This window comes from Macrococcus equipercicus (assembly GCF_024205945.1).
GTDB lineage: Bacteria > Bacillota > Bacilli > Staphylococcales > Staphylococcaceae > Macrococcus > Macrococcus equipercicus.
Genome location: NZ_CP073809.1, coordinates 773,364 through 789,505 on the forward strand (window position 1 = coordinate 773,364; position 16,142 = coordinate 789,505).

Annotated in this window: 19 protein-coding genes; 13 read left to right on the forward strand and 6 right to left on the reverse strand. The window is 43.5% G+C overall.

From position 1 onward, the window contains the following. The first annotated feature begins 42 nt into the window (after positions 1 to 42). Positions 43 to 846 carry a DUF4064 domain-containing protein gene (locus KFV11_RS04015; protein WP_254250405.1) on the forward strand — a complete coding sequence of 268 codons (804 nt, stop codon included), beginning with the start codon at positions 43 to 45 and terminating at the stop codon, positions 844 to 846. 63 nt (positions 847 to 909) lie between these two features. Here KFV11_RS04015 and KFV11_RS04020 read toward each other — a convergent pair whose 3' ends face one another. After that, positions 910 to 1,518 (reverse strand): YktB family protein, encoded by a 609-nt coding sequence (locus KFV11_RS04020; protein ID WP_254250406.1) that lies wholly within the window; start codon positions 1,516 to 1,518, stop codon positions 910 to 912. A gap of 103 nt (positions 1,519 to 1,621) precedes the next feature. Between KFV11_RS04020 and KFV11_RS04025 the strand changes: the two genes are divergently transcribed. Then, a complete protein-coding gene (locus tag KFV11_RS04025; protein ID WP_254250407.1) occupies positions 1,622 to 2,443 on the forward strand; it encodes an inositol monophosphatase family protein in 822 nt (273 codons plus the stop codon). Here KFV11_RS04025 and KFV11_RS04030 read toward each other — a convergent pair. The 3 genes from KFV11_RS04030 to KFV11_RS04040 all read right to left on the reverse strand — a co-directional run bounded on the left by KFV11_RS04030 (position 2,419) and on the right by KFV11_RS04040 (position 3,663). After that, a complete protein-coding gene (locus KFV11_RS04030) occupies positions 2,419 to 2,760 on the reverse strand; it encodes a hypothetical protein (protein ID WP_254250408.1) in 342 nt (113 codons plus the stop codon). The two genes, KFV11_RS04025 and KFV11_RS04030, sit on opposite strands and share 25 nt — an antisense overlap. Beyond that, positions 2,757 to 3,320, reverse strand: coding sequence for a hypothetical protein (locus tag KFV11_RS04035; RefSeq protein WP_254250409.1), 564 nt, complete (start codon positions 3,318 to 3,320; stop codon positions 2,757 to 2,759). The genes KFV11_RS04030 and KFV11_RS04035 overlap by 4 nt, the downstream gene beginning before the upstream one ends. Before the next feature lie 157 nt (positions 3,321 to 3,477). After that, positions 3,478 to 3,663 (reverse strand): DUF5325 family protein, encoded by a 186-nt coding sequence (locus KFV11_RS04040; RefSeq protein ID WP_149458229.1) that lies wholly within the window; start codon positions 3,661 to 3,663, stop codon positions 3,478 to 3,480. An 87-nt stretch (positions 3,664 to 3,750) separates the two neighbouring features. Between KFV11_RS04040 and typA the strand changes: the two genes are divergently transcribed. Both typA and KFV11_RS04050 read left to right on the forward strand, forming a co-directional pair. After that, the gene (gene typA / locus KFV11_RS04045; RefSeq protein WP_149458230.1) at positions 3,751 to 5,595 is read left to right on the forward strand and encodes a translational GTPase TypA; all 1,845 of its coding nucleotides are present in this window, start codon (positions 3,751 to 3,753) and stop codon (positions 5,593 to 5,595) included. 4 nt (positions 5,596 to 5,599) lie between these two features. Further along, positions 5,600 to 5,944 carry a YlaH-like family protein gene (locus KFV11_RS04050; protein ID WP_149458231.1) on the forward strand — a complete coding sequence of 115 codons (345 nt, stop codon included), beginning with the start codon at positions 5,600 to 5,602 and terminating at the stop codon, positions 5,942 to 5,944. Positions 5,945 to 6,004: 60 nt separating this feature from the next. Here KFV11_RS04050 and KFV11_RS04055 read toward each other — a convergent pair whose 3' ends face one another. Further along, complete coding sequence (locus KFV11_RS04055; RefSeq protein ID WP_149458348.1) at positions 6,005 to 6,481, reverse strand: hypothetical protein; 477 nt, start codon at positions 6,479 to 6,481, stop codon at positions 6,005 to 6,007. 118 nt (positions 6,482 to 6,599) lie between these two features. Here KFV11_RS04055 and KFV11_RS04060 point away from each other — a divergent pair, with 118 nt between their 5' ends. Both KFV11_RS04060 and KFV11_RS04065 read left to right on the forward strand, forming a co-directional pair. Next, positions 6,600 to 6,872, forward strand: a complete 273-nt coding sequence (locus KFV11_RS04060; RefSeq protein ID WP_149458232.1) for an Fpa/YlaN family protein — start codon at positions 6,600 to 6,602, stop codon at positions 6,870 to 6,872. Positions 6,873 to 6,927: 55 nt separating this feature from the next. Next, complete coding sequence (locus KFV11_RS04065; protein WP_149458349.1) at positions 6,928 to 8,121, forward strand: FtsW/RodA/SpoVE family cell cycle protein; 1,194 nt, start codon at positions 6,928 to 6,930, stop codon at positions 8,119 to 8,121. Between the two features lie 277 nt (positions 8,122 to 8,398). Here the strand turns inward: KFV11_RS04065 and KFV11_RS04070 are convergent, their stop codons facing one another. Continuing rightward, positions 8,399 to 9,310, reverse strand: coding sequence for a COX15/CtaA family protein (locus KFV11_RS04070; RefSeq protein ID WP_149458233.1), 912 nt, complete (start codon positions 9,308 to 9,310; stop codon positions 8,399 to 8,401). 279 nt (positions 9,311 to 9,589) lie between these two features. Between KFV11_RS04070 and cyoE the strand changes: the two genes are divergently transcribed. From cyoE to KFV11_RS04105, 7 genes are all read left to right on the forward strand, one after another. Then, on the forward strand, positions 9,590 to 10,510 hold the full coding sequence (cyoE, locus tag KFV11_RS04075) for a heme o synthase (protein ID WP_254250410.1): 921 nt from the start codon (positions 9,590 to 9,592) through the stop codon (positions 10,508 to 10,510). Positions 10,511 to 10,541: 31 nt separating this feature from the next. Then, complete coding sequence (coxB, locus tag KFV11_RS04080; protein WP_149458235.1) at positions 10,542 to 11,606, forward strand: cytochrome c oxidase subunit II; 1,065 nt, start codon at positions 10,542 to 10,544, stop codon at positions 11,604 to 11,606. A gap of 22 nt (positions 11,607 to 11,628) precedes the next feature. Beyond that, positions 11,629 to 13,530 carry a cytochrome c oxidase subunit I gene (locus KFV11_RS04085; RefSeq protein WP_149458236.1) on the forward strand — a complete coding sequence of 634 codons (1,902 nt, stop codon included), beginning with the start codon at positions 11,629 to 11,631 and terminating at the stop codon, positions 13,528 to 13,530. After that, entirely contained in the window at positions 13,530 to 14,159 is a 630-nt protein-coding gene (locus tag KFV11_RS04090; protein ID WP_254250411.1) for a cytochrome c oxidase subunit 3, read from the forward strand. The genes KFV11_RS04085 and KFV11_RS04090 overlap by 1 nt, the downstream gene beginning before the upstream one ends. Then, positions 14,159 to 14,593 (forward strand): cytochrome C oxidase subunit IV family protein, encoded by a 435-nt coding sequence (locus KFV11_RS04095; RefSeq protein WP_149458238.1) that lies wholly within the window; start codon positions 14,159 to 14,161, stop codon positions 14,591 to 14,593. Before KFV11_RS04090 ends, KFV11_RS04095 begins: the two co-directional genes overlap by 1 nt. A 124-nt stretch (positions 14,594 to 14,717) precedes the next feature. After that, positions 14,718 to 15,671: a cytochrome c oxidase assembly factor CtaG gene (gene ctaG / locus KFV11_RS04100; protein ID WP_254250412.1), complete on the forward strand. Its 954-nt coding sequence runs from the start codon at positions 14,718 to 14,720 to the stop codon at positions 15,669 to 15,671. An 8-nt stretch (positions 15,672 to 15,679) separates the two neighbouring features. Beyond that, positions 15,680 to 16,141: a DUF420 domain-containing protein gene (locus tag KFV11_RS04105; RefSeq protein ID WP_149458240.1), complete on the forward strand. Its 462-nt coding sequence runs from the start codon at positions 15,680 to 15,682 to the stop codon at positions 16,139 to 16,141. The last annotated feature ends 1 nt before the right edge of the window (position 16,142 follow it).

Sequence of the window (16,142 nt, forward strand, 5' to 3'; positions counted from 1 at the left end):
GGGTAATGGAGAAGTAACGACATGGATTAAGGAGATGAATTTATGGTAAAAAGAGAATATACACAGACAGTTCGACCTGTCAGCCGAATACCCGAAAAAATATTCGGATGGCTTGCCTGGTTGACACTGCTCGCTATCGCAGGTTTTATACTTTACAGTCTTTTAGTATCGGGCAATGATCCGAACTTCATGGAATCTGCGACATCAGAATTAGAACGTCAGATCACCTCCAATCCTCAAATCGGAGACTTTATGGCGAACAATAATTTGACGCCGCAGGAATTCGTCCATTTAATATTGGAGGCCGGCTGGTACGTTCTTGCTTACATGGCACTGCCGTTAATTCTCGGTCTGATTGGCCTGTTATCCATGAAGAACAGAATAGCGGCGGGAGTCCTGCTGTTACTTGCAGGATTACTGACATTACCGATGTTCGCTATTTTCTGGATTCCTTTGTTCTTCCTGATTGCCGCTATTTTATTGTTCATCAGAAAAAACAAAGTTATCCGTAACGACGATTATCACGATGATAATCGCCGTGACACATATGACCGTCATCGTGAAGCCGCACCTGTCTACGTTGACCGTGATGAATCGCTTGACCGTGAACGCAACGACAACTATGAGCCCCGAACAACGAGTCAACCGGCGTCCGAACAGCTTACAGATTATGTCGATACGACTGGACGCCGCAATGAGACGGTTGAACCAGTGACTCAAGAACATGGCACGGTACAGCAGGAATCAGAGGCTTATAGAGACCGCGTCAAATACGTCGATAAAACAAAAGATGCGACGATTGAACGCCGTGAGAATTATAACAACCGCATGAACAACAGAGATTGATAATAAAGAGAGTATGCATCTGGTAAGTCCAGCAGGCATACTCTCTTTTTATAGGTGAATCGATTATTGTAAGTCGATCAGTTTAAGGAACGTCTCTTCAAGTTCATTGATGAATGCCTGGTCAGACTTTAAGGCCGGGTGTTCCGGCGGATATACTTTACCGAACAGCAGTTCACCATTTTTAACTTCTTTAAGGCGCCGGACAGCAGCCGTCAGTTCTTCATCAGTGACATCGCGCATCAATGTATAATCTTCCTTCATATGGTCTTTCTTCATAATGAAGTCTTCAGGCAGCGCGCGTAGTGTCTGCTGTTTCTGCTGCCAGAGCTCCGCTACATTCGCTTTTTCAGGGGATTCATAAATGACGCCGTACAGCACGAAGGCATGCGAGCCGAATAGACCGATCTGGAAATGGGGCAGCATCTTATAACCGCGTTTATGAGTGGCAAAAGCGACCCATGTATCATTCGGCGGATTGGTCTTACGTCTTAAATGTTTAGCGACATGCGGATAATAGACGTCACCTGTATGTTCTGTGAGAAATGCGCTCATATGTGTCCCGAGGTTGTTCAGCTTCGGCCTGATATGGTCAATCAATGCTGCCATTCTTGGCTCAAGCCCGTCAATATTAAAAACTTCAAAATCTTTTGTCGTAAAATGATAGTTAGCCATGATACCCTCCATTCACATTAATTTTATCATAAGAGGCAGGTTGAATAAATTTTTATTGGCTGTTCGGTCATGTATAATGAAACTATTGCAGGGAGGAATCGACATGACGATTTATGAATTCGCAGAGCAGATCATCTATGAAGCAGGTCAAAATATAAAAAACAAACTGGCGCTGGAGCTGACGATTGAAACCAAGTCGAATCCGAACGACTTGGTGACAAATATGGATAAAGAAACGGAACAGCTGCTCGTCGAGCGCATCAATCAAGCGTATCCGGATCATCATATCATCGGTGAAGAAGGCCATGGTAAGGAAGTTGATACGCTGGACGGTGTCGTCTGGATCATCGATCCGATTGACGGCACATTGAACTTCGTCCATCAGCAGCAGAACTTTGCTATTTCAATCGGCATCTTTAAAGACGGCGAGAAATATGCGGGTCTTGTCTATGATGTGATGAATGATAATCTTTATCATGCCATTGCGGGTGAAGGCGCCTATTTAAATGACATGAAGCTGGGAGCACTGGCCGATACAACACTTAAACGGTCAATTATTTCCTTGAATCCCAACTGGCTGACGAAAGACTGGATAAAAGATGTTTATACACCGATTGTCAAAGATGCAAGAAGCGCACGGAGCTATGGGTCGGCGGCACTGGACTTTGTATTTGTCGCGGTCGGAATTGTCGACAGTTATATGACACTCCGGCTTCACCCCTGGGATTTTGCAGGCGGTATGATTATCGCTGAAGAAACAGGTGCTGTTGTCAGCAATCAGATGGGGGAAACGCTCCATCCGCTGCAATCGAACTCCATCATAGTCGCAAACCAGCAGCTGCACCGTGAAATTGTCAGCGGCTATTTAAGTCGTTATGAGAAAGAACTGACAGAACTGCATCAAGGAATGTTCAGCTCTAGATAATAGGTGCCTTTCGTCCGCCCCTCATTTTTAAAATGCTGTTTCAATAGCAGTGCTATTTTAGCAGGCGGGATTTTTTTGTTGCACCATTGATACATCGCGGATTTGGTCATTTTTCTGTCAGGATAGATTAATAAGTACTCTTTTGCCGCCTGTACAAATAACTGATCAATTGAAATGATAGTCCGGCACGACAGGCAGAGGAACAGCCGCTGGTGGCAGTTAAAGTCACTGATGAGTTGACAGGACGGGCAGCGCAGTCCTTTTTTAACTGATTGAAACGAGATATTGTCTGAGACGTGATGGAAATCATGAATCATCTCAGCAATAATTCTCGTTTTTTTTTATGGCTGCCTTTAATCTGACTCAGATACGCCGCGATATCATTCTTGAATAGAAAGTGCTGCTTGGAGGCATGACCGTCCAGTGCGAAGCGGTCATTCAGGCAGACGCATTTAATGATGATAGGCAGCTGTTTTAAGCGGGGATCCAGTATATTGTAAATACTGTATTTGACACAGTTCAGATGGACAAGATCAATTTTGACTTCATCCGTGAAGTAGTCAGCCAGCATGCCGTGATGATTGATATAGTGCAGGCCGGAATAATTATTCAGCTTGAACAAATAAATTCCGTCATTTGAAATAAGAACGAGATTGATCAGGGCGTCCTGGTGATAATCCGAATAGTTGAACTGCCAGATGACATCGATGTTGTCCATATCCAGTGCGCTGAGGTATAACTCAAAATGCTGCTCGAGCAGTGTCGTCTCTTTCAGATGGCGCAGCAGTTCAAGCTGATGAGACGTTAAATCTGTCCGGTGTTTGAGTGCTTCCAGCAGTTCAACCTGCTTATAATTTCTTCGTGCTTTAATGATCATAATGTGCTCCTTTCATTTGATGATTAAAATTTAAAATGAAAAGAGACAAAGTGCAACTTGCAGATTTTAATGAAAAACAAAGAAAAAGCATCCATTTCTTAAGAAATGATGCTTTTTCTTCAAATTCTGCAGAGATAATATGAGTTTTCAGCAAAAATTACAGCCAGCCGTTTTCTCTGTACTTTTTTTTCTGGGTGAAGCCGATACCGAAAATCGAGATAAACAGCAGGAGGCCGATGATCACAGTGAGAATACTGCCTTCAGCAATACCCGCACTAATGACGATCAGCATGATCACTGCCATAATCGCAAGGAACAGAAATATGGATTTGCTTTTTTTCATAGAAACCTCTCTTTATAGAAAATATGAGTTATATATGCTATAATATCACAGTTAGATAATAAACTGTACATGTGAAAGGGATACAATATGCCAAACTTTAGAGAAGATGTACGTAATATTGCCATAATCGCCCACGTCGACCATGGTAAAACGACATTAGTAGATGAATTACTTAAACAATCCGGAATTTTCCGTGAAAACGAGCATGTGGAAGAACGTGCGATGGATTCAAATGATCTGGAAAGAGAACGTGGTATTACGATTTTAGCGAAAAATACAGCGATTGACTATAAAGGAACACGTATTAACATTCTTGATACACCAGGACACGCGGACTTCGGTGGTGAAGTTGAACGTATTATGCGTATGGTTGATGGTGTAGTGCTTGTTGTTGATGCTTACGAAGGAACAATGCCGCAGACGCGTTTCGTTCTTAAGAAAGCACTGGAGCAGAACTTAAAACCAGTCGTCGTCGTCAATAAAATTGACAAACCATCAGCACGTCCTGCTGAAGTGCTTGACGAAGTATATGACCTGTTCATCGAGCTCGATGCTAACGACGAACAGCTTGATTTCCCGGTTGTTTACGCGAGTGCCATTAATGGTACTGCCAGCCTGAATGCAGAGGCTCAGGATGAGAACATGCAGAGCCTGTATGAAACCATTCTTGACTACGTGCCTGCACCAGTTGATAACCGCGAGGAACCGCTGCAGTTCCAGGTTGCGCTTCTGGACTACAACGACTATGTAGGTCGTATCGGTATCGGCCGGGTATTCCGCGGGACGATGGAAGTCGGTCAGCAAGTATCATTGATCAAGATTGACGGAACAGTCAAAAACTTCCGTGTCACTAAAATCTTTGGTTTCTTTGGTCTGCGCCGTGTAGAAATTGAAAAAGCATATCCGGGTGACTTGATTGCCGTATCTGGTATGGAAGATATCAACGTCGGTGAAACAGTGACACCTGTTGATCATCAGGAAGCATTGCCTGTTCTTCGCATCGATGAGCCGACACTGCAGATGACATTCTCTGTCAACAACTCTCCATTTGCAGGTAAGGAAGGTAAATTTGTGACAGCAAGAAATATCCAGGACCGTCTGGAATCTCAGCTTGAAACAGATGTATCACTGCGTGTTGAAGCGGTCGGACCAGACTCATGGACTGTATCAGGCCGTGGTGAACTTCACTTGTCCATTCTCATCGAGAATATGCGCCGTGAAGGATTTGAACTGCAGGTTTCTAAACCACAAGTGATCGTCAAAGAAATTGACGGCAAGAAATATGAGCCATACGAGCGCGTGCAGATTGATGTACCTGAGGAAAATACAGGGTCAGTCATCGAATCGCTGGGTACTCGTAAAGGCGAAATGGTCGATATGATTAATACGGGTAACGGCCAGACACGTCTGATCTTCAATGTACCGGCACGTGGATTGATCGGTTACCGTACTGAGTTCATGTCAATGACACGCGGCTATGGTATTTTAAACCATACATTCGATGAATACCGTCCATTGTTAAAAGGACGTATCGGCGGCCGTCATAATGGTGTATTAGTATCGATGGATAAAGGGGTAGCGAGTACTTATGCGATTCTTGCCCTTGAAGACCGTGGGACTAACTTCATGGAACCAGGAACAGAAGTCTATGAAGGCATGATTGTCGGCGAAAACTCACGCGACAACGACTTAACGGTCAACATCACAAAAGTAAAAGCGGCAAACAACATCCGTTCTGCGACTAAAGAAGCGACAACGACGATGAAAAAACCTCGTATCATGACGTTAGAAGAAGCGCTCGAGTACTTAAATGATGACGAGCTGCTTGAAGTCACACCTGAATCGATTCGTCTGAGAAAGAAAACATTGGATAAAGCGCAGCGCGAAAGAGAACAGAAGAAGCAAAAAGCGGCATTACAGGAACAGGAGTGATCCTATGAATTTTGTTCTGGCGATGGCAAAAGGCGTAAGCGTGAATCCTGACGAACGTATGTCATTTCTGGCAAAATTATTTCAGGTCGACAAACATCCGGGTACAGGAATGTGGTATTTGCTGATAGCCATCTTTATATTGAGTGCTGTCGTCTACAACCTTGGATTTGCAAGAAAGTTAAAGCTCTGGCAGAATGTTGTCATCTATATTATGCTGTTTCTCGGCTGCATCATACTGAACTTCCTGGCAGTATTTCTGCCGGTCGGGGAAAGTCTGATCATCGCGGCGATTGTCCTCGGACTTTACCGCTACCGACTGCATAAAGAAAGACAGCATACTGCGAACTAAAAAAGGAGACCGAAAGGTCTCCTTTTTTATGTGTAGTTTTAAATGAGTCGCGCTCAGCACTTATTTAATAGTGATAGCAGTCACATGATTGATGCGCTGCTTATAGCCGTTATTATAGACAAATGCATCGACCATGCCGTCTTGATACAGGCGTTTACCTTCTTTTGAGAACTGGAAGTAAAGATCAGTCAAATCAGTCAGTGCGATTTCTTCAGTCGTTTCTTCATTAGACAGGGCGATGACAGCTGCATCTTCCCCGGGTTCCGCATTGACAAAGAATGGTTCCATATTGATGACGAATGTTCCTTCAAGCAGTGCCTGCTTTTTGAACTTCTTTTCAGAGTTTAATGTCGGCGGTTTTGAAGCACCTTCTAAAATATCACGGTTCCATTCCCGGTTGTCCTTGAACTTGATCGGTGCCACTCCGGTCTTCTTCCCTTGTTCCATTTCTTCAACAGTGACTTTTCTATCATCGAATATCCATGTGGATGGATCGAGTGTGATAGGGAACTTTACATTGCCTTTAATCTGAATAATCATTTCATTCACTCCTTCATAGCCATTCTAACATAAGGACAGCACTATTTTGCTTGATTTTTAGCGGGTGCTCATATAGAATTTTATATTATAGAATGATAAACGGGGGTGTATGTCTATGCAGGAAGTGAATTATAAACAACAGGCATATGACCAGCTACATCAAGATGCAGATAAAATCCTGCAATTGATCAAAGTGCAGATGGATAACTTAACAATGCCCCAATGTCCGCTATACGAAGAAGTTCTGGATACCCAGATGTTTGGTTTGAGCCGTGAAGTGGATTTTGCGGTCAAAGTGGGTCTTATTGATAGAGAAGTAGGGAAAGCACTGCTGTCCAGTCTGGAAAAAGAACTGTCCAAGCTGCATGATGCTTTTACGAATGTATAGAAGTCTAGAGCCGGCGCTTTAGACTATTTTTTATTAGAATTGAGTGATTGAATTGATGTACCAGCTTAAAAGATTTATTGATTACATAAGAGTGTATTCGAAATATGTTGATTTTACATTGTTGATTTCCTATGTGGCTCTTTGTCTGATCGGTCTTGTGATGATCTACAGCGCCAGTATTGTGGCAGGGCCGAGAGGGATGCTGACAGGCGGCAGCGGTCCGGTCAGTTCTACTTATTTCTACGTGCGTCAATTGTTCGCTGTGATTCTCGGATTCGGTATCGTGTTTTTTATGGCTTACTTCATGCATATCAATATCATTAAAAACAAGCGCTTCCAGCAGTTCGCGATTGTGGTCATGCTTTTTATACTGCTGCTGACATTGATTGCAGGGACAGAAATCAACGGGGCAAAGAGCTGGATCAACTTAGGAGTGATGAGTCTGCAGCCTTCTGAGTTCTTGAAGATAGTGACCATCATCTACCTTGCCTATATTTATGACAAAAAGAAAAACTTAAGCAAGATGAGCGTCGATCTGCTGGCACCTTTAGTTTTGATCGGTCTCTGTTCAGGGCTTGTCCTGCTGCAGCCTGACTTTGGTTCGATGATGCTGATCATGATGATTATTGCCTGCATCTTCTTGTATGCCGGAATTGCTTTTAAGCCGATGATGATCATGGCGGCTATTGTCGGTGGTGTGACCGGACTGATTATGCTGGGTACTTATTTATTTACCGGGCATTTGCTGCTGAAGCACCAGTCGCAGCGGTTTGAAGTGCTGCAGAATCCATTCAAGGACGAAAGCGGGATCGGCTACCAGCTGTCCAACTCACTGCTTGCTATCGGTAATGGCGGATTATTCGGCAGAGGGCTCGGTAACGGGATTATGAAGCTTGGTTATCTGCCCGAGCCGCATACCGATTTCATTTTTGCGGTTATCGCTGAGGAGCTCGGCCTTGTCGGCGTGCTAGTGGTTATTTTTCTGCTGTTCTTTATCGTCTACAAAGGTTTTCTCTATGCCGCACTTGCCAAATCGCTGTTTTATAAACTGATCTGCGTCGGTGTGGCAAGTTATATCGGTATCCAGACGTTCATCAACATGGCCGGTGTCTCGGGGCTGATTCCGCTGACAGGTGTGCCGCTGCCGTTTCTCAGTTACGGTGGTTCAAGTATGCTCAGCCTTTCAATAGCAGTCGGCCTGCTGCTGATGGCTTCCAAGCACGTCAAGCAGGAAGCGGAAAATAAATAGCTGTATGTGTCATTTTGGCGTTCTTTAAAATCAAAGGTATAATGAATAGGCTGGTCCGGCCGGCATATTTTTAAAGAAATTGATGGATATCGCTGAGGTTACTTCGAGCTGAATGGCATGCCGAGAAAAGTTTATATTAAAGATGCATGTGGAAGCTTCAGTTCACGTCATGCGCCAAGCTGATCCTGCCCATATCCCGGTTGATAAAAACAAGTTATTCATATAAGACAGCATCATAATAAATCCCCGCGGTCCTTCCTGGGCCGCGGGGATTTATTCAGCTTCTTAGTCGGGCTCTTGATATCAGTAGAATAAAGTAGCATAGCAAGCCGAATAACAATGTGATAAACAAGGCATGCAAAAGCGCGATATTCAAATTCAGCATCGTCAGGACGCTCAAGGCGCCGGTCGTCACCTGCAGGCAGACTAAAGCGAAAGCGATAGTATAGCCAAATTTAATCACCCGGTACTGTCGATAATGACGCACTGCATGAATGAACAAATAGAGCAGCCAGAAAAAAAGAATAGCAGCAAGAGTCCGGTGGCTCATCTGCACCCACTCATAGAAGTTAGCGGGCAGCGCGAAAGTGCCGCGCCTGCATAACGGCCAGCTGAGGCAGGCAAGACTGGCCTGAGCATGTCTGACAAGAGCACCGCTATAGATGACAAGATAAATGTAGCAGGTGATGGCGATTGTATGATAGCGCAAATGGTTTTTAATGACGATCTGCGTCGCATCGAATTTCTGATCCACCTCGAATATTATAAGCGTTAAAAGAAATACCGAGCTGAAGCTGATGAGTGAAATTCCGAAGTGAAGCGCCAGAATGAAATTGTTCTGCTGCCACATGACAGCGGCCGCACCGATCAATGCCTGGGCAAAGATAAAAGCGATACTCATAAAGCAGAGAAATTTTGTTTCTCTTTTATGGCCGAGATATTTAATGCTTAATATGACCAGCCATGTCACAGAAATTAGAGCGAGCCCTGAAACGCCGCGATGGGCGAGCTCAATCAATGTTTCTTTCGGGATTTGCGTAGGGACAAACTGACCATGACAGAGCGGCCATGATTTACCGCAGCCGTCAGCAGAGCCGGTTTTAGTTACGAGCGCCCCGCCGATCTGGACAATCAGCATCAATATAGTCGTGAATACTGACAGCCATTTTAAATTCTTTTCTTTTAACACTAAATTCACCTCTATAATCATCACAATCATTAAAATTCAAGTTATAAGTTATAAGTACATATGGTAGAATAAAAGAGAATCAGAACGAATTGCCACACATACACTTAAATAATAGTATAACAGTGATTCTCATATGTAAATGTGTCACATCCATGAACTTTGACAGCAGCTGTTCAAGGAGAAAATGTCATAATTTTATTTTTAAATGGTATAGAAAATGTGACGTTTTTGATTTATTATTGTTATTATATGCGTCAGTAGTGCTAAAGGAGGGTGGATATGCAAAATGAAACGATCATCAGAGACATTACAGTGGCTGATGAGAAGTTAACAATTAAAGACGTTAAAGCGATTATAAAACTTGGGCTTGTACAAGGTAACTTGATTCCTACATTCGCTGCAGCATGGCTTGCCATTGTGATGACCGGGCAATCATTTCTAGGCAGCATGCCAGAAGTCATTACGATGCTTTTAGGGTCGACTTTGATTATGGGTGGGAGTTGTGCATTAAATAATTTTTATGATCAGGATATAGATGCATTAATGCCGAGCAAGATGAACAGACCGAGCGTCACCGGTAAAATAAGCAGCGCCAGTATTTTAAAGCTGGCTGTCCTTCTCATTGTTACAGGTGAGATCATGCTGTTTATGATCAATACAACTACAGGCGTCATCGGTTTTCTCGGGGTTTTCGGCTATGTCGTCCTTTATTCCGTCTGGTCTAAACGTCATTTAGTGTCAAACACTATTGTAGGTAGTTTTCCAGGTGCTGTGCCGCCATTAATCGGCTGGGCATGCATCGATCCGTCATTGTCAAAGACAGCGTGGATGCTATTTATTATTATGTTTGCCTGGCAACCTGCTCATTTCTATGCACTTGCCATTAAGCGTCAAGAAGAATATCGTCTGGCAGGCATACCGATGCTGCCGGCAGTCAAAGGATTCAGCCGCACTCGACTAGGCATGCTGTTATGGGTGCTTGCGCTGATTCCTGCGCCGCTGTTCATGGGAGAGTTAGGAACGGTCTTCGTCGTATTAGCTTCTCTTCTCAATCTGGGCTGGTTAGGTCTGGTACTGTCAGGCTTCCGAAAAGGACTGAATGAAGAGAAATGGGCAATGAAAATGTTTATTTATTCTTTAAACTATTTAATGCTCTTTTTTGTTATGATAGTGGTAGTTACTTTAGTTCAAATGATTTAATAATGAATGAGTGAAAGAGGGGTTTATTTTAATGAAAAACAATTTGAAGAACTTAAAATTGTTTAGCCTGATTTTTGTGCTGGTAATGACGCTGGCAGGGTGTGGCAAGCCTTACTTATCAACACTTCGTCCAGCAGGTGAAGTAGCAAAAGAACAATTCGACTTGATGATGCTCTCTATCTTCATCATGCTCTTCGTCATTATTGTCGTGATCGTTGTCTTCATCTTAGCGATTTTACGCAGCAGACGTAGTAAACTTGGCGAAAACTTTATGCCGAAACAAGTACACGGAAATATGAAGCTGGAAATCATCTGGACGCTGTTCCCGATTATCCTGCTGATCATCCTTGCAGTGCCGACTGTCTTACTTACTTTTAAACTTGCAGATGTCAGAGCAATGGACAAAGTAAACTCTAAAGGTGAGAACAAGCAGATGATTGTCAATGTGACATCGCATCAGTACTGGTGGGAGTTTGAATATCCGAACCAGAAGATTGTCACTGCTCAGGAACTTGTTGTACCGACTGACAAAAAAGTATACTTCCGTCTGCATTCAGCAGATGTTAAACACTCATTCTGGATTCCAGCTGTCGGCGGTAAACTAGATACGAACGTAGAAAACATCAATAAATTCTATTTGATTTTTGATGACAAGAAAGCTAAAGAAGCAAACAATATGTTCTATGGTAAATGTACAGAGTTATGCGGTCCTTCTCACGCATTGATGGACTTCAAAGTTAGAGCGCTTCCTGAAGCTGAATTCGATAAATGGGTCAGCGATATGCAGGCAGTTAAAAAACCGGTAGCCTCAAGCAGCGACGCTAAAGACGGGGAAAAAGTCTTCAAGCAGTCATGTGCAGGATGTCACGCCGTAACGCCGACCGGTGTAGGGTCAAAAGGTCCTAACTTAACAGAATTCGGTGACAGAACAAGAATCGCCGGTGTCCTCACTCACAACGAAGAGAACTTGAAAAAATGGATCAAAGATCCAGACAGTGTTAAACCAGGAAATAAAATGGCTGGGCAGTACAAAGTTTCTGACAGCGATATCGATGCATTAGCGAAATACTTAATGGAACGAAAAGTCGGGAACTAAAGTTTAAAGGGAGGTTACACAATTGTCTACACAGACTAAAAGAGGATTTGGGGCAACAGTCAAGGATTACTTGACCACTGTTGACCACAAAAAAATTGCGATTCTTTACTTGATTATGGGTGGGTTGTTCTTCGCTATGGGTGGTCTGGAAGCGATGTTCATTCGTATCCAGCTGGCAGTACCGGAAAACGACTTTGTATCAGCAGGTCTATTCAACCAGATCATTACAATGCATGGTACTACAATGATTTTCCTTGCAGCAATGCCTTTGTTATTCGCATTTATGAATGCGGTCGTGCCGCTGCAAATCGGTGCGCGTGACGTTGCATTCCCATTCTTGAATGCATTAGGTTTCTGGTTATTCTTCTTCGGCGGAATCTTCCTGAACTTATCATGGTTACTTGGCGGCGCACCTGATGCCGGCTGGACATCATACGCTTCACTTTCACTGGCATCAGCAGGTCATGGTATTGACTTCTATGCATTAGGTTTACAGATTTCTGGTGCCGGAACATTGATTGCTGGGATTAACTTCCTTGTAACCATTGTTAATATGAGAGCACCAGGTATGACATACATGCGTATGCCGCTATTCACCTGGACAACATTCGTTGCCAGTGCACTAATCGTCTTCGCATTTCCACCACTGACTATCGGTTTATTCTTACTGATTTTCGATAGAATGTTCGGTACAGGATTCTTCATTGTCTCTCAAGGTGGTAACACGATTATCTGGGAACACTTATTCTGGATTTTCGGTCACCCGGAAGTATATATCTTAATCTTACCGGCATTTGGTATTTTCTCAGAAATCATCCCGACATTCTCACGTAAAAGATTGTTCGGTTACTCAGCAATGGTATTTGCCACTGTACTGATTGGTTTCCTTGGCTTCATGGTGTGGGCGCACCATATGTTCACCGTAGGTCTTGGACCGACAGCGAATGCCATCTTCGCCTTAGCAACAATGGCGATTGCAGTACCAACAGGGGTTAAAGTCTTCAACTGGCTGTTAACTGTCTGGGGCGGTAGTGTTGAATTTACGACACCTATGCTTTATGCACTAGCGTTTATCCCTTCATTCGTAATGGGTGGGGTTACAGGTATCATGCAGGCTTCTGCTCCAGCGGATTACCAGTTCCATGATACGTATTTCATCGTTGCGCATTTCCACTATGTTATCGTCGGTGGTGTCGTGTTTGCCTTACTGGCAGGTCTTCACTTCTACTGGCCGTTAATGTTCGGTAAGATGCTGAGCGATAAGCTGGGCAAAATTGCTTTTGTCCTGTTCTTCACAGGTTTCCACTTAACATTCTTAGTACAGCATTTCCTTGGTCTATGGGGTATGCCAAGACGTGTCTTCACATACTTACCAGGACAAGGCTATGACTTATTCAACATGATTTCTACTATCGGTGCTTTAACAATGGCCGTAGCAGTGATTATTACAGTAATCAACATCATCATGACATTCGCTAAAGCACCTCGCGTTGGTCGCGATGCATGGGGCGACGGTCGTACGCTTGAATGGTCATTACCACAACCAGTGCCATTCTATAACTTTGCTCAAACACCATTAGTACGTGGTTTAGATGCATTCTGGCTGGAGAAAACTAAAGGCGACGGTAAAATCTTACCGGCTGAATCTTTAGGTGAAATCCATATGCCTAACAATTCAATTATTCCGTTTATCCAATCACTCGGATTATTTGTAGCAGCATTCGGTGCCTTGTATTTCGCTGATGGTAAAGACTGGGCAATTGAAGCAGTTAAGGAATTACCAGTACAGCCATGGGCTCCTTTCATCATCGGCCTTGGCCTTGCGATTACAGCGGGCGGAATGATTGCTCGTTCTCTTATGGATGATCATGGTTACCATATCTCCAAAGAAGAGTTAATTGAGTATGAAAGAGGTGTGAAATAATGGCACATGTAGAAGAACCAATGACGGCTGAAAGATGGCCGAGCCATCCTGAAACTGCATCGATGGAAGGAAAGAACAAACTGACCGGCTTCTGGGTTTTCCTGGGCGGTGAGACAGCATTGTTCGCTTCATTGTTTGCAACTTACTTGACACTGAAAGACCATGTACCTAACCAGGAACACTTATTAGCAAAACAGTTATTCCACTTACCACTCGCATTTGTTATGACGATGTTACTGTTAACATCGTCACTGACAAGTGTCTATGCTATTTACCACATGAAAAACTATAACTTCGGTAAGATGAGATTATGGTTTATCATCACGATTTTACTGGGCTTCGGCTTTCTGGCTCTTGAAATCTATGAGTTCACTGAATATATTCATCAAGGTCATACGTTCAGATCAAGCGCGTTCGGTAGTGCGTTCTACTTCTTAGTCGGAACACATGGTGCCCACGTATTAATCGGACTTGTCTGGATGATCCTGCTGGTTGTCAGAAACAATTCTCGCGGCTTGTCAGTATATAACGCTGCTAAATTCAATACAGTTTCTCTATACTGGCATTTCATTGACGTTGTTTGGGTATTCATCTTTACAGTAGTTTACTTGTTAGGGGTGCTGGGATAATGACAAATCACGAAAACAAACGAGTAATCAACGAACAGCAGGTCACTGAACATGTGAAAGTAAGAGACGTAGACACTGTTGAAACACACAGTGCAGCGGTTCATGCACCCGTGTTCAACCGAGCAAGATTTGAGTACGATAAACGCGTAAGAACAGAAGAAATGAGAATGCAGGTCACTACATTCGCTGTCATGATTTTCTTGACGTTCATTGCCTTTGCAATGACTGCAGCCGGCTTAAGCAAAGATTTTGTACTGCCAGTCATTTTATTACTGGCGTTAATACAGGTTATTCTTCAGTTCTTCTACTTCATGCACATGAAGCATAAAGGACATGATATTGCTAAGCTGTTCATGCTTTTCGGTATGTTCCTTGCGATGACATTCGTCGTCACTGCGCTCTACTTAATGTGGTTAGGTTCACCGCTGAAATAACAACAAAAACACCGCTGACTTGTCAGCGGTGTTTTTAAATTGACATAGAATTTTCGTTATTGCCCGTTTGTCTCACCTTTGCTATCGTTTATAATAAAGTGAGAATATTTTATGGAGTGATGGTATGGGTCGTTTAAGCTCAATTTCTATATTTGGTTTTATGGCGAACTGGAGTCCATACTACCTGTTGATTGTAGTGTTTTTAACAGTGCTGTATTTTATGGCTGTAACAAAATGGAGACACGGCATAGCGGGAAATCGTCTGCTGAAGGCAAGTGAAACGGTCTTATTACTGATCGCTGTCGTTCTCATCTACTTATTAAAAGGTGGCCCGATTGATCTGCTCAGTCACATCGTCTTCAGCTTCCATATGCTGCAGATGGCAATGCTGTATTTATTAGTCATTCCGATGCTGTATTTTGCTGTGCCTGCTTACTTCGTTGATTACATCATCTCGCGTCCGGTCATTAAGCCGGTGTTCCAGCTGATGACGCGCCCGGTCGTAGCACTTGTGGTCTTCAATGGACTGTTCAGCATCTATCACCTGCCGGTTGTCCTTGATTTCCTTAAGACCAATGCAGCACTGCATGCAGTATATACGATTTTACTTTCAGTAACAGCCTTTGTGATGTGGTTCCCAGTATTCAATCGCAGCCAGCTGCAGAGATCACAGCTTTCCGGATTGCAGAAAATGCTCTTTATCTTTATGATCGGCGTACTGCTGACGCCGTCGTGCGGACTCATTATCTTTGCCCAGCAGCCGATGTACAAGACGTACACTGATCCTAAAGCCTGGATGAACGCCATGAGTTTATGTGTGCCATCAGGGACGCTCGATAACATTTTGGCTTCAAGTGGTATTTCGGGGCCTCAGTACTTTACGAATATGTCTTCACTGGAAGACCAGCAGACAGGTGGCGTCATCATGAAAGTACTGCAGGAGCTCTTCTTTGCCGTCATGCTGTTCTATGTCTTCTTCAGCTGGAAGTACAGTGAAGGAAAAGATGAAGAACACACAACGATGAGAAGTTTAGAGCGGCGCCGTCAGGAGCAGGCATATTTTAATCAATTCAGATAGGAGAACTTATGAACTTACCAATTTTACCGACGATCAGTACATCATTTATTGTCATCAGTGCGATTTTTGTAGCCATTGGATGGTACCAGATTGCTAAAGGCAATATAGAAGCACATAAAAAGATTATGTTAATCGCAGGGATTTGCGCGTTGACCTTCTTTATCATCTATGCCACTAGAACGGTTTTTATTGGCAACACTTCTTTCGGAGGACCGCATCGTCTCAAACTTTACTATACGATTTTTCTTGTATTCCATATCAATCTCGCGACTATCGGTGGTATTATGGGACTTGTGAATATATGGTCAGGTCTGAAAGGAAAACTTAAGCTGCACCGTAAAATCGGGCCGATCACTTCAGTCATCTGGTTCTTTACAGCGATTACAGGTGTGGCCGTCTACTTGCTGCTTTATGTGTTCTATCACGGCGGAGAAACAACGTCAGTCATTAAAGCGATATTAGGCCACTAAA

Bases quoted from the DNA above. Each gene is read 5' to 3' on its own strand.
- KFV11_RS04025 (WP_254250407.1), top strand. From the start codon at position 1,622: ATGACGATTTATGAATTCGCAGAGCAGATCATCTATGAAGCAGGTCAA.
- KFV11_RS04030 (WP_254250408.1), bottom strand. From the start codon at position 2,760: ATGATTCATGATTTCCATCACGTCTCAGACAATATCTCGTTTCAATCA.
- KFV11_RS04020 (WP_254250406.1), bottom strand. From the start codon at position 1,518: ATGGCTAACTATCATTTTACGACAAAAGATTTTGAAGTTTTTAATATT.
- ctaG (WP_254250412.1), top strand. From the start codon at position 14,718: ATGGGTCGTTTAAGCTCAATTTCTATATTTGGTTTTATGGCGAACTGG.
- KFV11_RS04060 (WP_149458232.1), top strand. From the start codon at position 6,600: ATGCAGGAAGTGAATTATAAACAACAGGCATATGACCAGCTACATCAA.
- KFV11_RS04035 (WP_254250409.1), bottom strand. From the start codon at position 3,320: ATGATCATTAAAGCACGAAGAAATTATAAGCAGGTTGAACTGCTGGAA.
- KFV11_RS04015 (WP_254250405.1), top strand. From the start codon at position 43: ATGGTAAAAAGAGAATATACACAGACAGTTCGACCTGTCAGCCGAATA.
- KFV11_RS04090 (WP_254250411.1), top strand. From the start codon at position 13,530: ATGGCACATGTAGAAGAACCAATGACGGCTGAAAGATGGCCGAGCCAT.
- KFV11_RS04040 (WP_149458229.1), bottom strand. From the start codon at position 3,663: ATGAAAAAAAGCAAATCCATATTTCTGTTCCTTGCGATTATGGCAGTG.
- typA (WP_149458230.1), top strand. From the start codon at position 3,751: ATGCCAAACTTTAGAGAAGATGTACGTAATATTGCCATAATCGCCCAC.
- cyoE (WP_254250410.1), top strand. From the start codon at position 9,590: ATGCAAAATGAAACGATCATCAGAGACATTACAGTGGCTGATGAGAAG.
- KFV11_RS04050 (WP_149458231.1), top strand. From the start codon at position 5,600: ATGAATTTTGTTCTGGCGATGGCAAAAGGCGTAAGCGTGAATCCTGAC.
- KFV11_RS04065 (WP_149458349.1), top strand. From the start codon at position 6,928: ATGTACCAGCTTAAAAGATTTATTGATTACATAAGAGTGTATTCGAAA.
- KFV11_RS04105 (WP_149458240.1), top strand. From the start codon at position 15,680: ATGAACTTACCAATTTTACCGACGATCAGTACATCATTTATTGTCATC.
- KFV11_RS04095 (WP_149458238.1), top strand. From the start codon at position 14,159: ATGACAAATCACGAAAACAAACGAGTAATCAACGAACAGCAGGTCACT.
- coxB (WP_149458235.1), top strand. From the start codon at position 10,542: ATGAAAAACAATTTGAAGAACTTAAAATTGTTTAGCCTGATTTTTGTG.